The following is a 16,012-nucleotide window of genomic DNA, read 5'->3' on the forward strand; positions in this document are numbered from 1 at the left end:
GGAGCGCTATCATCGTCGTATGACGATCGATCAGGCGGGAGTCGACTCCGCCGTGGCCCTGTTCCACAGCCTCTCCGACGGCACTCGGCTGGCCATCGTGCGGCACCTCGCCGAAGGTGAAGCCCGGGTCGCCGACCTGGTGGGCCGGCTCGGCCTGGCCCAGTCGACGGTGTCGGCGCACATCGCGTGCCTGCGCGACTGCGGCCTCGTCGACGGTCGCCCGCAGGGCAGGCAGGTGTTCTACTCCCTGGCCAGGCCCGAACTGATCGACCTGCTGGCCTCGGCGGAGTCCCTCCTGGCCGCCACCGGCAACGCCGCGGCGCTCTGCCCGAACTACGGCGTCGAGTCGCTCCCCGACGGAGGTCGGCATGAGTGACGACCCGGCCTCCCGGCGGACCAGCAAGGACACCTGCGCCGACCCGTGCTGCGCCGACCGCTCTCAAGCGCCCTCAGCGACCACCATCGCCGAACCCCGACGCCTCACCCTGCAGCGACGGATCCGCTGGTTGGTGGCGGCGACGATCACCTACAACGTGATCGAAGCCGTCGTGGCCATCGCCGCCGGGGCCGCCGCGTCCTCCACCGCGCTGATCGGATTCGGCCTCGACTCGGTCATCGAGGTCGCCTCCGCCGCAGCCGTCGCCTGGCAGTTCTCCGGAACCGACCCCGAATCCCGCGAGCGCACCGCGCTGAAGGTCATCGCCGTGTCGTTCTTCGCGCTCGCCGCCTACGTCGCGGTCGAATCCGTTCGCTCCCTGCTCGGTGCCGGCTCCGCCGAGCACTCCACGGCCGGAATCGTGGTCGCTTCCCTGTCACTGGTGATCATGCCGCTGCTGTCCACCGCGCAACGGCGGGCGGGTCGGGAACTGGGATCGGCCAGCGCCGTCGCCGACTCGAAGCAGACCCTGCTGTGCACCTACCTGTCCGGGGTGCTGCTGCTCGGACTGGTGCTCAACAGCCTCTTCGGCTGGTCGTGGGCCGACCCGGTGGTGGCGCTGATCATCGCGGCCGTCGCCGTCGACGAAGGTCGGCAGGCTTGGCGCGGGCAGCGCTGCTGCTGATCGAAAAATCCCCTTGACCTCCAGCTAACTCGAAGTCCGACGGTGGGTGCAGTCGACCGAGAGCGGAGTGATCGAAAATGCGAGCGGTGCAGGTGACGAAGTTCGGCGGACCGGAAGTCCTGTCGGTGATCGAACGACCCGCCCCCGAACCACGAGCCGGAGAAGTCCTGGTCAAGATGGCAGCCGTGGACGTGCTGTTCCTCGACACCAAGCTCCGCCAGGGGTGGGGACGCGACTACTTCGACATGAACCCGCCCTACGTCCCCGGCGACGGCGTGGCCGGGGACGTGGTCGCGCTCGGCGAGGGCGTCGACCCGGCGTGGCTGGGCAAGACCGTCGTCGCCAGCACCGAGAACAGCGGCACCTGCGCCGAACTCGTCGCCGTCCCCACCGGCGAACTCGTGGTGATCCCCGACGGGCTCGACGAGCAGGCGGCCGCGGTGCTGCTGCACGACGCGGTCACCGCCCTGCAACTCGTCGACCACGCGGCCGTGCGACCGGGGGAGAAAGTGCTCGTCACCGCGGCCGCCGGGGGAGCGGCGTCCATCATCGTCCAACTCACCGCCGCCGCCGGAGCGCACGTCATCGGTGCGGCGCGCGGTGACGAGAAGCTCGGCCGCGTGCGCGCACTCGGCGCCGAGCCGGTCGACTACGGCGCACCGGACTGGGCGGAACGGGTCCGCGACCTGACCGGGGGAGTCGACGTCCTCTTCGACGGAGCCGGTGGGCACTACGGTCGCGACGCGTTCCGCGCCGTCGGCGACGGTGGGCGCGTCATCGCCTACGGTGCCTCCGACGGCGACTTCGCCGACATCGACACCACCGAGGCCGGTCGGCGCGGCGTGACCGTCACCGGGCTCCTCGGCATCCAGCACGCCACGCGCGAGCGGCGTCGGGACCTGCTCCGCAAGGCCCTGGCCGAGGCCGCCGCGGGACGCATCACCCCGGCCATCGGCGGCAGCTTCCCGCTGGAGGAGGTCGCCGACGCCCACGCGGCCATCGAACGACGCGAGATCTCCGGGCGCGCCGTGCTGCGCCCCTGAACGTGGCCCGGCCGCGCTCGCAGGGGGTGCGCGGCCGGGCCCGGCTCACTCGTCGTCGGCGTCGTCGCGCGCGAGGAAGGTCGCCAAACGCTCAGTGGCGTCCTCGAAGTCCGGATTGAGGTCCACGAAGGCCCGCATCCGGTCAGCGACCCACGCCAAGGTGACCTCGTCGTCACCGCGACGCTCCTCGAGTTCCTCAATGCCGCGGTCGGTGAAATACACCGCTTCCTCCTAGTGCTCGGTCGATCTTCGACGCGGTGCGGTCGGGAACAGCAGGGTACGAAACGACCCTTCACCACAACGAAACAACCCCGGCCGAGATGAGCGGAAGGTTCCCGTGCACACTCCGCCGCCCCACCGCGCTCCGCCCGGGCGCGAAAAAGCGGGCCGCCGGTTCCGGGAGGAACCGACGGCCCGCTTCAGCCGTGGAGATCAGGCGAAGGCGTTCGACACGACCTCGGCCTGCTCGACCTCGTGGACCTTCGCCAGACCGGTGGCCGGGGCGGCCATCGGACGACGCGAGACCCGCTTGAGCTTGCCGATCAGCTCCGGGAACTGCTCGGTCAGCGCCAGGCCCAGGAACGGCCACGCACCCTGGTTCGCCGGCTCCTCCTGCGTCCAGCGGACCGACTCCAGGTTCGGGTACCGCTCGAACAGGGCGCCCAGCTTGCGGTGGGGCAGCGGGTAGAGCTGCTCCAGCCGCGCCACCGCGGTGTCGGTGATGCCGTTCTTGTCGCGGTAGGCCGCCAGCTCGTAGTAGAGCTTGCCGGTGCACAGCACCAGGTTCTTGACCTGCGACGGGTCCGGCTGGGCCGGGTCGTCGATGACCGACGTGAACTTGCCCTCGGTGAAGTCCTCGACCGGGCTGGTCGCGGCCTTCAGGCGCAGCATCGACTTCGGCGTGAACACCACCAGCGGGCGGTGGATGCCGTCGAGGGCGTGCCGCCGCAGCAGGTGGAAGTAGTTCGCCGGAGTCGACGGCATCGCGACCGTCATGGACCCCTCGGCGCACAGCTGCAGCCACCGCTCGATGCGGCCCGAGCTGTGGTCCGGGCCCTGGCCCTCCTGGCCGTGCGGCAGCAGCATCACCACGTCGGAGCGCTGGCCCCACTTGGCCTCACCGGACGAGATGAACTCGTCGATGATCGACTGGGCGCCGTTTGAAGAAGTCACCGAACTGCGCCTCCCACAGCACCAGCGACTCGGGGTTGCCCACCGAGTAGCCGTACTCGAAGCCCAGCGCGGCGAACTCCGACAGCGCCGAGTCGTAGACCAGGAACTTGCCCTGGTCGTCCGAGAGGTTCTGCAGCGGCGTGTACTCGGAGTCGTTCTTGCGGTCGATGAGCACCGAGTGGCGCTGACCGAACGTGCCCCGGCGGCTGTCCTGACCGGTCAGGCGGACCTGGCGGCCCTCCATGACCAGCGAACCGAACGCCAGCAGCTCGCCGAACGCCCAGTCGATGCCGCCCTCGCGGCCCATCTTGGCGCGACGCTCCAGCACCGGCTTCACGCGCGGGTGCGGGGCGAAGCCCTCCGGCAGGTTGATCTGCGCCTCGGAGATCCGCTCCAGGGACTCCTGCGAAATCGCGGTCGACAGACCACGCGGAACCTGCTGCTCGGACTCCACCGACGGGCTCGGCGTCGGCGGGTGCTTCTCCAGCTCGCGGACCTCGTTGAACACGTGCTCCAGCTGCGCGGCGTAGTCCTTGAGGGCCTTCTCGGCCTCGTCCACGGTGATGTCACCGCGGCCGATCAGCGACTCGGTGTAGACCTTGCGGACGCTGCGCATCTTGTCGATCGCGTCGTACATCTTCGGCTGCGTCATCGACGGGTCGTCGCCCTCGTTGTGGCCGCGACGGCGGTAGCAGACCATGTCGATCACGACGTCCTTGCCGAACGCCTGGCGGTACTCCACGGCCAGCCGCGCGACCCACACGCAGGCCTCGGGGTCGTCGCCGTTGACGTGGAAGACCGGCGCGCCGATCATCTTCGCCACGTCGGTGCAGTACTTGCTGGAACGCGAGTGCTCCGGCGCGGTGGTGTAGCCGACCTGGTTGTTGACGATCACGTGGACCGTGCCGCCGGTGCGGTAACCGCGCAGCAGCGACAGGTTCAGCGTCTCGGCGACCACGCCCTGACCGGCGAACGCGGCGTCACCGTGCAGCAGCACCGGCAGCACCGTGAAGCCCTCCTGGCCCTTGTCCAGGATGTCCTGCTTGGCGCGGACGATGCCCTCCAGCACCGGGTCCACGGCCTCCAGGTGGGACGGGTTCGAGGTCAGCGACACCTTCGTCTCGCCGTCGCCGAACATCCGGAAGTACTTGCCCTCGGCGCCCAGGTGGTACTTCACGTCACCGGAACCGTGGGCCTGGCCCGGGTCGAGGTTGCCCTCGAACTCGCGGAAGATCTGCGAGATCGGCTTGCCGACGATGTTGGCCAGCACGTTCAACCGGCCGCGGTGCGGCATGCCGATGACGACCTCGTCGAGCTCGTGCGCGGCGGAGTTGTCCAGCACCGCGTCCAGCAGCGGCACCACGGTCTCGGCGCCTTCCAGCGAGAACCGCTTCTGCCCGACGTACTTGGTCTGCAGGAACGTCTCGAAGGCCTCGGCCGCGTTGAGCTTCGACAGGATGTACTTCTGCTCGGTCGAGTCCGGCTTGGTGTGCGGCTTCTCGACCCGCTGCTGCAGCCATTCGCGCTCGTCGGGCTCCAGGATGTGCATGTACTCCACGCCGACGGTGCGGCAGTAGGAGTCGCGCAGCACGCCGAGCACGTCGCGCAGCTTCATCTTCTCGCGACCGGCGAAACCGCCCACGGCGAACTCGCGGTCCAGGTCCCAGAGGGTGAGGCTGTGCGACAGGACGTCGAGGTCCTCGTGCCGGCGCTGCCGGTAGTTCAGCGGGTCGATGTCGGCCATCAGGTGGCCGCGGGTGCGGTAGGCGTCGATCAGCTCGAGCACCCGGGCGGTCTTGTCGACCGCGCCCTCGGGGATGTCCTGCGTCCAGCGCACCGGCTCGTACGGGATGCGCAGCGACGCGAAGATGTCGTCGAAGAACCCGTCCTCGCCCAGCAGCAGCTGGTGCACGCGGCGCAGGAAGTCACCGGACTCGGCGCCCTGGATGACGCGGTGGTCGTAGGTGGACGTCAGCGTCACGATCTTGCTGATGCCCATGTCGACCAGCGTCTTCTCGCTGGCGCCCTGGAACTCGGCGGGGTAGTCCATCGCGCCGACACCGATGATCGCGCTCTGCCCCTTGGTCAGCCGCGGCACCGAGTGGTTGGTGCCCGACGGGCCCGGGTTGGTCAGCGAGATCGTGGTGCCGGAGAAGTCGTCCGCGGTCAGCGCGCCACCGCGCGCCTTGCGGATGATGTCCTCGTAGGCCTGCCAGAACTGGTAGAACGTCATGTCCTCGCAGCCCTTGATGGAGGCGACCACGAGGTTGCGCGACCCGTCCTTGCCCGGCATGTCGATGGCCAGGCCCAGGTTGATGTGCTCCGGCGTGACCGACGCGGGCTTGCCCTTGGCGTCCTCGCCGTAGTGGCGGTTCATGTTCGGGAAGTCCTTGACCGCCCTGATCAGCGCGTAGCCGATCAGGTGCGTGAAGGAGACCTTCCCGCCCTTGTTCCGCTTGAGGTGGTTGTTGATGACGATCCGGTTGTCGAACAGCAGCTTCGCCGGCACCGCGCGCACGCTGGTCGCGGTGGGGACCGTCAGCGACTGGTCCATGTTCTTGGCGATCGCGGCCGCGGCACCGCGCAGGGTCTTGACGTCGCCCTCGGCCTGCGGCTGCTTCACCGGCGCGGCCTTGGCGGCCTGCTGCGGGGAGGGCTTCGGTGCGGCGGGCTTGGCCGCGGGCGCGGCGGACGCCTGGCCGTTGGTCTCAGCGGCGCGGGTCGCTGTGGCCGTCGGTGTCGGGGCCGCTGCAGCGCCGGCCGCAGCAGCGGTAGCGGTGTTCTCGTTTTTCGCCTGGTCCGACTTGTAGTCGGCGAAGAATTCGTGCCACGCCGAGTCTACGGAAGTGGGATCTTGGAGGAACTGCTCGTACATCTCCTCGATCAACCACTCATTGGGGCCGAACTGTGACGCGGGGCTGCTGGACACGGCTGGCGTTCGCCTCGATCCATATGCTCGTGATTTACAGACACACTCGGGTACCAGGCTAGCCGCCCGATTCGCGAGGTTGACACACAGGACGGCCGTTCGGCGGAAGGACTCCTGTCACAGAATCGATCAGGATCGTCCGGCCAGCGGAGATGAGACCCCGCCCGAGCCGTTCGAGTGATCATCAGCCGTCCTGAGCGTGCTTCGTTCGCTGATCAGCGCCGTTCAGCGCTGGTCCATACGGGTTGTCGTACGCGTCCATTATGGCGTTTCACCGCCACGCTGTGTTCTCAACTGGTAACCGAATCGACCGCATGGCGGGAGCGCTCCCACCGACCCTCACCCGAGTGCCCGATTTTTTCCGTTTAGCGATCGCGGAACGTGCCCGCCTGATCCCGGTGCGTGCGCTCGTGGGCTGAGATGTGGCGATCGTGACAGAAAGGTCCCCTTCCTCACACCCGTCGGCGACCTCGCGGTGACCCGGAAGTAGCGCTCCCCTCGCGGTCCCGGGGTGACAGGAAGGTTCCCCTCCTCACGCGATGTTGCTCGTCTCCGCCACGGCGCCGCCCCCAGGTGAGTCGTGCGCGTCGGACGCCCGCCACAGCCGCGCGTAGTGACCGCGCCGGGCCAGCAGCTCCTCGTGCCCGCCCTGCTCGACGATGCGCCCGCCGTCGACCACCACGATCCGGTCCGCGCGGGCCGCCGTGCCCAACCGGTGCGCGACGACGAACGTGGTGCGCTGCGCCGCCAACCGGTCGCTGGCCGCCACCACCATCGACTCCGTCGCCGGATCCAGCGCCGCCGTCGCCTCGTCCAGCAGCAGCACGTCCGGCTCCACCAGCTGCGCCCTCGCCAACGCCACCAACTGGCGCTGGCCCGCCGACAGACCTCGACCGCGCTCACCCACCTCCTGCCGGAACCCGTGCGGCAGCATCGCGATCCCCGGCAGCGCCCCCACCGCCCGGGCGGCGGCCTCCACCTCCGCAGGCCCCGCATCGGGGCGGGCGTAGGTGATGTTGTCGGAGACGTCGCCGGTGAACAGGTGCCCCTCCTGCGGCACCACCGCCAGCCGCTGGTGGAACGCCGCCAGCTCGTAGCCGCGCACGTCCGTCCCGTCGACCAGCACCGCGCCGTCGGTGACGTCGTAGAACCGGGCGATCAGCTTGATCAAGGTCGACTTCCCGGCACCCGTGGCCCCCACCAGCGCCACCGTCTCCCCGGGCCGCACGCGCAGGTTCACGTCCCGCAGCGCCCACTGCTCGGTGCCTGGGTAGCGGAACGAGACGTCCCGCAACTCCACCTCGCCGCGCAGCCGCTCGGGCACCTCCACCGGCTCGGCGGGCTCCGGAACCGACGTCGGCGTGCGCAGCAGCTCGCCGATGCGCCGCAACCCGACGCGAGCCTGCTGGTAGGCGTCGAACACACCGGACAGCTGCTGCACCGGCGAGAAGAACAGCCCCAGGTACAGCAGGAAGGCGACCAGCACGCCGGCCGTCAGCTCGCCCGAAGCGACCCGCGTCGCCCCCACTCCCAGCACCGCGGCCTGCGCGATCTCCGACAGCAGCGCCACGAACGGGAAGTACGTGGCGATGTAGCGCTGAGCCCGCAGCCGCGACCGCCGATAGGCATCGCTGCGCTGCGCGAACACCGTCGCGGCGTGGCCCTCGCGGCGGTGGGCCTGTGCGACCCGCATGCCCGAGACGTTCTCCTGCAGGTCGGCGTTGACGGTGCTGACCCGCTCCCGCGCCTCGGCGTAAGCCGTCGACGAGACCCTGCGGAACACGATCGTGGCCACCACCAGCACCGGCAGCACCGCCATCGCCACCAGCGCCAGCGACGGGTCGGTGAACAGCAGCGCGCCCGCGATGCCCAGCAACGTCAGCACGCTCACCACGAACGTCGCCAAACCCGTCTGCAAGAACGACGACAGCGCATCGACGTCCGTGGTCATCCGGGTCATGATCCGCCCGGCCAGCTCCCGCTCGTAGAAGTCCAGGCCCAACCGCTGCAAGTGCGCGAAGCTGCGCAACCGAAGCACGTAGAGCAGGGTCTCGCCGGTGCGGGCGGTGATCACCGTCTGCAGCTTGATCACCAGCCAGCCACCGGCCACCAGCACCGCCGCCAGGCCCGTGGCCAGCCACAACGTGTCGACGTTGCCGGTCCCGACACCGCTGTCGATGCCGTGCCGCACCAGCGACGGCAGCAGCACCGAGGTCAACGCGTCCCCGGCGACCAGGGCGACCGTCAGCACCAACCCCCACCGGATCGGGCGCAGCAGGCGCGCCAGCCGGAACTGCGGGTCGGGCGCCGTCGGATCGGTTCCCCGCACCCGAGGCAGATCGCGCGCCGGCGGCAACGCGCGAATGCCCTCGACCAACTCCGGAGTGGGAGGAACGGACCCCTCACCCATCCCGTGCCTGCCCGGCGTTGACACGGAGGTTCCCGTCACCTCATCCGCGGGCTGCTCCTCCCGCCGCCACAGCTCCGGGGTGATGCCGTCGGGGGACACGTCCGCGCCACCGTCGTGCGGCTCGTCGATGGTCTCGCCGGGACCGGCCAGCAACGACCGGAACAGCTCGCACCGCTCCCGCAGCTCGCTCTCGGTGCCCACGTCCACGACGCGTCCCCCGTCGAGCACCGCGATCCGGTCGGCCAGCGCCAGCGTCGACCGCCGGTGCGCGATCAGCAGAGTCGTGCGCTGCGCTGTCACCGACCGCAGCGTGTCGTGGATGGCGGCCTCGGTCGCCGGATCGACCGCCGAGGTCGCGTCGTCGAGCACCAGCACCCGGGGGTTCGACAGCAGGGCCCTGGCCAGCGCCACCCGCTGCCGCTGGCCCCCGGACAGCGTCAGACCGCGCTCGCCGACGGTCGTGTCATACCCGTCCGGGAGGGCGGAGATGAACTCGTGGGCCTCCGCACCCTTCGCCGCCGCGATCACGTCCTCCTCGCTCGCGTCGGCGCGACCGTATGCGATGTTGCCGCGAATGGTGTCGGAGAACAGGAACGCTTCCTCGAAGACCACGCCCACCGCGCCGCGCAGCGAATCCAGCCGCAGGTCGCGGAGGTCGAAGGTCTCCCCGGTGTCGGCGGAGGCGATCGCGACGCGGCCCGAGTGCACGTCGTAGAAGCGGGGCAGCAGCAGCGACACCGTCGACTTGCCCGACCCGGCGGGCCCCACCAGCGCCACCGTCTCGCCCGGGCGGACCCGCAACGTCGCGTCCCGCAGCACCGGCTGATCGCGGGTGTAGCCGAACCCGACCTCGTCGAGGCGGACCTCCAGCGGACCCTCGGGCAGGCTGCGGGCGTCGGGCTTCTCCTCGACCTCGGGCTGGGAGTCGGTGAGCTCGTGGATGCGCTCGACCCCGGCCCGCGCCAGCTGGGCCTGGATCATCACGCTGGAGAGCATGCGGGCCGGGCCGGACAGCATCGCCACGTAGCCCGCGAATGCCACGAAGGTTCCCAAGCTCACCTGGTCCTGCAGCACCATCCAGCCGCCCAGGCCGAGCACGCCGACCTGACCGGCCGACGGCAGCGTCGCCAGGCTCGCCGCCGGGAGCGAGGTCATGCGGGCGCGCGCGCAGCCGCGCGGCGAACAACCGCCGCGCCCGCGTCTCCAGCCGGGAGACCTCCCGTTCCTCCTGCCCGAAGCCCTTGACCACGCGCACGCCGGTGACGGTCTCCTCGACGTGCTGGGCGATGTCGGCCGCGCGCTGCTGAGCCGACCAGGTCGCCGGGAACAGCCGTTTCTTGCTGCGCGCCGAGACGACCGCGATCAGCGGCGCGACGATCAAGGCAACCACCGTGAGCAGCGGGGACAGCCACAGCATCGCCGCGATCGCGAACACCGCCAGCACCGCGGTGCCCGCCGCCAGCGGCAGCATCGACAGCAGCGAGTTCACCAGCTGCAGGTCGCTGATCGACCGCGACACCACCTGGCCGGTGCGGAGCGCGTCCTGCTTGCCCCCGTCGAGCCGCTGCATCGCGGCGAACACCGCCCGCCGCAGGTCGTGCTGCACGTCCAAGGCCAGGCGTCCGGCGCTGTAGCGGCGGACGAACGCGGCCGCGAACCGAACACCCCCAGCACCAGCAGCACGAGCACGATCCACCACAGCCGTTCGGTGCTGCGCGCCACCGCGTCGTCGACCGCGAGCTTGGTCAGCAGCGGAACCAGCGCCTCCAGCCCCACCGCGGTCACGGAGGCGCCCATCGCCAACGTCAACGCGACCGGGTGGCGCCGACATGCGGCGAAGAGGCGACGGATCCAGCCGCCGGAGGAACGGCGGGGATTCTCGGAGTCGCTCACCCCGTCAGGTTAGGCCGCCGCACCGACGTCGCAGCACCACCGATCCCGCGGTGTGACCGGCGCCAACGGGTGAGGAAGGGAACCTTCCCGTCATTTCGCCCGCAGCCCGGGAGGGATGACAGGAAGGTTCCCTTCCTCACACCACGTCGCGCCGCGTGCTCACGAACCAGCCCCCGGCCACGAACAGCGCGGTGTAACCGAGGAACGTCAGCAGGCTCGCCCACCACGGGTGCCCGTAGGTGCCGCCGAAGAACAGGTGCAGGAGTTCGAACGCGGCGCGCGGCGTGTTCGGTTCGTCGGGTCCCGCCACCGCGGAGACGAACAGCGGCACCGCCAGGTTCGACACGATCCCGTTGCCGGCCGCGCCCGGCAGGTAGGGGCTGATGCCCGAGACCGCGGTGTCGATCAGGCTGATCGACAGGATGAACTCGACCGCGAACTTGTAGACCAGCGGCAGGATGATCACCAGGACGGAGTTGGCGATCAGCGCCCCGAAACCGACCCCGAGCAGCGTCCACAGCAGCATCGCGAGCACACCGGCCCCGCCGACGCCGAGCCAGCTGCCGAGACCGCCGAAGTTGCCCATGTCCTGGCCGGCGCCGAGCAGTGCGCCGAAGCTCGCGACCAGCACGTTCGCCAAACCGTAGAGCACCCCGATGCCGGCGCAGGCGATCAGCTTCGCCCACAGGACCGAGCTGCGCGGGTTGGCCGTGAGGTAGGTCGTGGTGATGGACTTGGAGCGGAACTCGCCCGCGAAGGACATCGCGCCGAACAGCAGCGCGAAGATCGTGCCGAAGTTCGTCGACAGCGCCACCGACAGCAGGCCCAGCGGCAGGGACGCGCTGAACTCCTCGACCATGTCGATGATCCCGCCGAAGGCGGTGCCCAACCAGCCCGCGCCGAACCCGAGCACCACCACGGGGATCAGCAGCGCCCACCACAGGCTGGTGGTGAAGATCTTCCGGTACTCGGCCTTGATCAGCGCGATCATCACACGTCCCCACCTTCGCCTGGCCGGCCAGTCCACGTCCCCGGAACCGGTGGGGCGTACTGCGGAAGTCCCGCGTACTGGCCGTGGGTGAGGCGGAAGAACAACTGCTCCAGGTCGATGCGCTCGTCCTGCATCGCGTAGAGCGCGACGCCCGCTTCCCGCGCCAGGTCGGCGACCGCGCGGGAATCGGCTCCGATCACGGCCAGTCGCCCGTCCGGCAGGTATTCGACCCCGAAACCGGCTTCCTGGACCTTGCCGACCAGCACCTCCGGGCTGTCGGCCTGCACGAGCGCGCGGGCCTGCTGGGCGGCGCGCAGCTCCTCGACGTGCCCGTCGTAGACGCAGCGGCCCTGGCTGATGATGACCAGCCGGTCGACGGTGTTCTCGATCTCGCGGAGGAAGTGGCTGGACATCAGCACCGTGCGGCCCCCGGCGGCGAACGCGTGCAGGAAACCCCGCAACCACGCGATCCCCTCGGGATCCAGGCCGTTGGCGGGCTCGTCGAGGACCAGAATCTGCGGATCCCCGAGCAGCGCGGTGGCCAGCGCGAGGCGTTGCCGCATGCCCAGCGAGAAGCCGCCGGTCTTGCGGTCCGCGGCGGCGGCGAGGCCGACCAGCTCCAGCGCCCGGTCCACCTGCGAGTCGGGGACGTCCATCGCGGCGGCGTAGCAGCGCAGGTGGTGGCGGGCGGTGCGGTTCGGGTGGAACCCGTGCGCGTCGAGCACCGCCCCGACGATCCCGCCGGGCTTCGGCAGCCGGTGGAACGGCAGTCCGTTGATGGTCGCGGTGCCCGAGGTGGGCGCGACCAGGCCGAGGATCATGCGCAGCGCCGTGGTCTTGCCCGCCCCGTTGGGGCCGAGGAAACCGGTGACCGCGCCGGGCTGCACCGTGAAGCTGAGGTCCTGCACCGCGTGCACGGGGCCGAACGTCTTGTTCAGCCCTTGCACGTGGATGCGACCGCTGCCGTCGTGCACGCGCCCTCCCACGTCCGGTCACCCGTCGGTGTGCCAACCCTGACGGCCCCCATCCTGCCGGACAGGCGGGCGCGGCCCGGTGCGGTGTCGCGGCCGCAAAGGTCATCGGGCGCCGGACGTGGGGGAGAGCGGCAGGTCAGGAGCGTTCGACGACGGCCGCGCGGTAGATCGTGCCGCGCTCGGCGTCGGCCGGCTGGGCGAGCAGCGGCGGGGTCATCGGGACGGTGGTCAGGTCGGGCCGGATGAACTCGTCTGTGTCCCAGTCGGAGGGGCCTCGTCCGACGGTCGACACGATCGGCTCGCTGATCACCGGGACCTCGGGTTCGGGGGTGCGGGGGTGCGATCCGGTTTGGCGGCGGAGGTTGCTGCGACGTTCCTGCGAGGCGGAGCGCTCGGTGATGAGCTGGTGGTGCGCGGCCTGCCACACCTTGCAGGGCCAGGGGCGGCCGCGCAGCGTTCCGCGGCAGGACGGGCAGCGTCCGTCCTTGTCGGGTTCGTGATCGGCTAACAGGGTTTGGAGGGCTTCGGTGAGTCGATGCAGTTCGGATCGGGCAATGGGGAGGAGCACTTCGGGAGCGCCTTCGCCCATCGCTCTGTCCAGCGTGTCGAGCCGGTCGAGAACCGCCTTGCGCAGTGCCGTGTCCGTCACGTTTTTCTCCCACCCTCAGCGTGCTTTTGCTGCCACGGAGTTTCCGGCGGGAGCGTCCGTCGATCAGTCACCCGCCGTTACTCCGATGGGTGACATCGGCATCAGCGGTTCACGCCTGCACGGCCACCCGGCGAGACTCACCCCATCGAGTGGTTATCGATTCGGCTGAAAATTGGCGGCGAAGGGCTCGCTCACGTCGTCGGCAAACCGGCGATCTTGCCCTACACTGAGCGTGGCGGCCTGCTCCCGGTGACCCCCAGGCTGGTTGAGCGGGCCGCCCCTAATTCCCCTTTTTCGCCGCACTGCGATTCATGCGCTCCGGCAATTGACCCGCATTCGGACTTGAGTTGCTCATCCACCAATTCGAATTCGAACTAGGGGCAAATTCCCCAAACCTCGCGCTGGTGGTGGTGAGCTGCTGGCGGGTGCGGTCCGCTGAGCATGTGAAACTGTGCCCGTGGACGCTTGCCCGACGACCGAGAACACCACGATCGGCAGCCCGGCGCGCGACCTGCGCGACCGACTCGCGCGCGTGCTCACCGAGGTGTTCGCACCGTGGGTGATCGTCGTCCTGCTGCCGCTGGCGGTGGCCTGGCGCGCGACGCACCTGGTGCTCCCCGCGCTCGGCTGGGGCCTGCTCGTCGCGGCCACCAGCAGCATCCTCCCGATGGCGGTGATCGTCTGGGGAGCCAGGACCGGCCGGTGGGACGGCCACCACGTCCGCGACCGCGCGGGCAGGTTGGTTCCCCTCATCGCGCTGATCGTCATGAGCCTGGTCGGCCTGGGCCTGCTCGCCGCCCTGGGCGCGCCGCGGCAGGTGATCGTCCTGGACGTCGCCATGATCGCCTCCCTGCTCGTCACGGGAGGAATCACGGCGCGGTGGAAGATCTCGATGCACTCGGCGGTGGCGTCGGGCGCGGTGGTGATCCTCGCCGTGACCTACCACCCGGTGTACTGGGCGTTGATGGTGCTGGTGGCGGCGATCTCCTGGTCGCGCGTGCAGGTCCGCGACCACACCACCGCGCAGGTCGTCCTCGGCGCGCTGATCGGCGCCGCCATCGGCGGCGGCCTGTTCGCCGCCCTCGGCTGAGAGCTCAGCCGGGAACGTCGGCCCGGGTGCGGGACCGGATGTCGGCCACGATCGGGGAGCGCTCCACGAGGCGGCCGATCTCGATCAACCACCGCGCCTCGGCGTGCGGATCCGAGCCCACGCCGCGATACGGCGCGGTGGACTCGTCCGGGTCAGGCTGATGCCGCTGCCCCGCGGCGTGAGCGTCCAGCGCGCTGGCCAAGCACGCCGCCTCGACGACCTGATGGGCGCGCCGGGGGCCGAGCCCCGCCCGCTCGGCGGCGCGGCGAGCCCACGCGTGGGCCTCGGGGTGGACGTAGGAGCGCAGCACCAGCTGCGCGTCGCGGATCTCCACCACCCGCCGGTACAGGGCGAACCGCGCGTCGGCGTGGGCGTACATGGCGGCGGGCAAGGTGATCTGCGGCAGCTCGCCGGCCAGCCGCTGCCACAACGGGCGCAGCCGCCGGGATTGGAGGACCGCGCGGCACCACGAGACCGGGACCGCCGCGCGCGGACCCCAGACGGGCATGGTCGCCCCGGCGGCGACCAGGGCGACGCACGCCGCGGCGCACGCGCTCGCCAGGTCCGCCACCGGTTCCATCGCGACGGGGCTGCGGCCGCTCACCACCCACAGCGCACCGGTGATCTTGGCCGCCGCCCACCCCGCCGATGCCAGGCACCCGGCCTGGATCGTGCGCAGCCCGGCGCGCAGCCACCTGCGCGGGGTTCGCGCGATGTAGTGGTGCAGGAACCAGCCGAACACCGACGTCGACCAGAGGATGTAGAGGGTGAACACGACGATGTAGGCGGCTACGGCCGGGTGGTGGGCGTAGCCGGCCAAGTAGGCCAGGTGGAACGGGAGATCGGCCGTGAGCAGCAGCAGCGCCATCGCGGCTGACGCCAGGACCACGATCGGTATCTGCACGCGCATCACCGCGCGGGCGCGCGCCGGTTCGTGCAGCAGGTGCGCCACCAGCCCTTGGACGCACACGGCCGCGAGCATCGCCAGGACGTTGGCCACCAGACGCCCGAGGTTGGGCACGGGTTCCCAGGTCGACATCCACCTCAGGGAAACCGGAGCCACCAGCGCCGCGGACAGGCCCACGCTGCCGATCGCGCCGCACAGGTACAGCGTGCTCGGCGTGAGGGACCGCCTGCGGTGGCCTTGAACGGCCTTTCCGACCGCGGCCAGCACCGCGATCAGGCCGACGCAGGGGAGGACGATGCTGCTCATCGCTTCTCGGGCCCGCGTCGGCGAGCGCTGCCGAACGTCGCCTGGATCTCGCGCAGGGTGCGGCCGGACCGCGCGTCCAGCTTGCGCACGCCCCGCAGCGGTGCCGGTGCGCGCCCGGCGCGGTAGAGGTACAGGCTGGCCACGAGCTCGGCCTGCTGCTCGGTGACGGCGTCGAACGCGGAGCGCCCCAGGACGCTGCGGATGAGCTCGGGCGACAGGTCCGGCACCAAGGCGGCCACCATCGGCGAATCGGCCAGCTTGGTGTCCGAATGCCCGCACACCAGGTGCCCGACCTCGTGCAGGATGATGTGCTCCTCGTGCAGCGGGGTGCTGGGCACGTAGCCGATCACGTCGTGGTCGGCGAGCGAGATCAGGGCGCCGCAGGGGCTTTCGGACTCCACCGCGGAGACCTGGCGCAGCGTGATCGGGCGCCCGCGGGCCCGCCCCAGCTCGTCGATGAACGTGCGCAGGTCCCACGGCGTCGGCAGCGGAAGCGCGGACGCCAGTTCCTGGCACCACGCCCGCATCGTGCCGGGCTGCGCGTGATCGTCGGAGGGGGTCACGCCGCGATCATCGCCCGGGACGA

At 70.5% G+C, this 16,012-nt stretch carries 12 protein-coding genes and 1 pseudogene; 4 read left to right on the forward strand and 9 right to left on the reverse strand.

What is annotated here, in order from left to right; all coding sequences use genetic code 11:
* Positions 1-19: 19 nt before the first annotated feature.
* The 3 genes from REH65_RS21530 (at position 20) to REH65_RS21540 (ending at position 2,104) form a co-directional block, all read left to right on the forward strand.
* Positions 20-376 (forward strand): ArsR/SmtB family transcription factor, encoded by a 357-nt coding sequence (locus tag REH65_RS21530; RefSeq protein WP_406688840.1) that lies wholly within the window; start codon positions 20-22, stop codon positions 374-376.
* Entirely contained in the window at positions 369-1,061 is a 693-nt protein-coding gene (locus tag REH65_RS21535; protein ID WP_406688841.1) for a cation transporter, read from the forward strand. Before REH65_RS21530 ends, REH65_RS21535 begins: the two co-directional genes overlap by 8 nt.
* A gap of 86 nt (positions 1,062-1,147) precedes the next feature.
* A complete protein-coding gene (locus REH65_RS21540) occupies positions 1,148-2,104 on the forward strand; it encodes a zinc-binding dehydrogenase (protein WP_406688842.1) in 957 nt (318 codons plus the stop codon).
* 45 nt (positions 2,105-2,149) lie between these two features.
* Here the strand turns inward: REH65_RS21540 and REH65_RS21545 are convergent, their stop codons facing one another.
* The 7 genes and pseudogenes from REH65_RS21545 to REH65_RS21575 all read right to left on the reverse strand — a co-directional run bounded on the left by REH65_RS21545 (position 2,150) and on the right by REH65_RS21575 (position 13,123).
* A complete protein-coding gene (locus REH65_RS21545; protein ID WP_093413728.1) occupies positions 2,150-2,326 on the reverse strand; it encodes a DUF6104 family protein in 177 nt (58 codons plus the stop codon).
* A gap of 210 nt (positions 2,327-2,536) precedes the next feature.
* Positions 2,537-3,277, reverse strand: coding sequence for a hypothetical protein (locus REH65_RS21550; RefSeq protein WP_406688843.1), 741 nt, complete (start codon positions 3,275-3,277; stop codon positions 2,537-2,539).
* The gene (locus REH65_RS21555; protein ID WP_406693210.1) at positions 3,222-6,152 is read right to left on the reverse strand and encodes a multifunctional oxoglutarate decarboxylase/oxoglutarate dehydrogenase thiamine pyrophosphate-binding subunit/dihydrolipoyllysine-residue succinyltransferase subunit; all 2,931 of its coding nucleotides are present in this window, start codon (positions 6,150-6,152) and stop codon (positions 3,222-3,224) included. Before REH65_RS21555 ends, REH65_RS21550 begins: the two co-directional genes overlap by 56 nt.
* Before the next feature lie 586 nt (positions 6,153-6,738).
* Positions 6,739-10,509: pseudogene (locus REH65_RS21560) on the reverse strand (ABC transporter ATP-binding protein).
* Positions 10,510-10,645: 136 nt separating this feature from the next.
* Positions 10,646-11,500, reverse strand: coding sequence for an ABC transporter permease (locus tag REH65_RS21565; RefSeq protein ID WP_281455118.1), 855 nt, complete (start codon positions 11,498-11,500; stop codon positions 10,646-10,648).
* Positions 11,500-12,474 (reverse strand): ABC transporter ATP-binding protein, encoded by a 975-nt coding sequence (locus REH65_RS21570; protein ID WP_406688844.1) that lies wholly within the window; start codon positions 12,472-12,474, stop codon positions 11,500-11,502. Before REH65_RS21570 ends, REH65_RS21565 begins: the two co-directional genes overlap by 1 nt.
* A 136-nt stretch (positions 12,475-12,610) precedes the next feature.
* Positions 12,611-13,123, reverse strand: coding sequence for a hypothetical protein (locus tag REH65_RS21575; RefSeq protein WP_281455116.1), 513 nt, complete (start codon positions 13,121-13,123; stop codon positions 12,611-12,613).
* A 451-nt stretch (positions 13,124-13,574) separates the two neighbouring features.
* Between REH65_RS21575 and REH65_RS21580 the strand changes: the two genes are divergently transcribed.
* Positions 13,575-14,213 (forward strand): phosphatase PAP2 family protein, encoded by a 639-nt coding sequence (locus tag REH65_RS21580; protein ID WP_406688845.1) that lies wholly within the window; start codon positions 13,575-13,577, stop codon positions 14,211-14,213.
* A gap of 4 nt (positions 14,214-14,217) precedes the next feature.
* Here the strand turns inward: REH65_RS21580 and REH65_RS21585 are convergent, their stop codons facing one another.
* Complete coding sequence (locus REH65_RS21585) at positions 14,218-15,426, reverse strand: MAB_1171c family putative transporter (RefSeq protein WP_406688846.1); 1,209 nt, start codon at positions 15,424-15,426, stop codon at positions 14,218-14,220.
* Positions 15,423-15,989, reverse strand: coding sequence for a hypothetical protein (locus REH65_RS21590; RefSeq protein ID WP_406688847.1), 567 nt, complete (start codon positions 15,987-15,989; stop codon positions 15,423-15,425). The genes REH65_RS21585 and REH65_RS21590 overlap by 4 nt, the downstream gene beginning before the upstream one ends.
* Positions 15,990-16,012: the final 23 nt, after the last annotated feature.

Source organism: Saccharopolyspora sp. ID03-671, assembly GCF_045278815.1.
Lineage (GTDB): Bacteria > Actinomycetota > Actinomycetes > Mycobacteriales > Pseudonocardiaceae > Saccharopolyspora > Saccharopolyspora ipomoeae.